Source organism: Veillonella sp. HPA0037 (genome assembly GCF_000411535.1).
GTDB classification, from domain to species: Bacteria; Bacillota; Negativicutes; order Veillonellales; family Veillonellaceae; genus Veillonella; species Veillonella atypica.
Window position 1 is genome coordinate 866455 of the sequence record NZ_KE150483.1, and the last position, 842, is coordinate 867296.

An 842-nucleotide genomic window follows, 5' to 3' on the forward strand; every position below is an offset into this window, starting at 1 on the left:
CCTACCTTAGCATCCTTCTTAGTACCTGTTTGAGCACCAGATGTAGTAGCATCTTTATCTGCCGTGATTTGCCATGTTTGTTCGCCTACAGCTTTCAATTGTTCTTCTGTAGCGGCACGGCCTTTCGTTGCAAAGTCTGCTGCGGTTACGGTTGTGTTGGACAAGCCAGTGATATCATTTGTTGTACCGCCAGTTACTGTTACTGTACCAGTCTTAATTGTGCCGACTGCACCATCTAACTTAACAGCATTTGCGCCACCAGTAGTGAATGTGTTATTTACACCATCAATAACAGAGGAACCAATTGTAGCTTTACCAGCTGTGATTGTACTTCTATTTGTACCATCTGTAATTGTATTAGATGTAGCATTGGATGTATTTACATTACCAGTACCATCATCAACAACATTACTATCTACAGTAGCTTTATTAGATTTAGCACCATCAACTAATGTGTTTTCATCAACAGTGGATGTATTTGTTTTAGTACCGTCTTTAATCACTTGACCATCTGCTGTAGTTTCTGTGGACTTAGTACCATCTGCAACTGTATTACCACCTGCTGTAGATGTATTCACTTTTGTGCCATCGGTTTGAACAATGCTATCGCCTTTAATAACAGTTGTTTTACCGCCTGTTGCTTCAAAGGTTGCAGAATTCATCTTCACAAGATCTTTGTTAAGAGTGAATGTAAAGTCTCGTTCATTTTGGTTTACTGTCATGTTTTCGCCAGCAATCAATTGAACTTTGTCATTTTTACCTACCTTAGCATCCTTCTTAGTACCTGTTTGAGCACCAGATGTAGTAGCATCTTTATCTGCCGTGATTTGCCATGTTTGTTC

1 protein-coding gene is annotated in these 842 nt (G+C 39.7%); it reads right to left on the minus strand.

What is annotated here, in order from left to right; genetic code table 11:
* Positions 1 to 842, minus strand: an 842-nt coding sequence (locus HMPREF1477_RS09730; RefSeq protein WP_016475911.1) for a hypothetical protein, incomplete at both ends; no start/stop codon positions are given.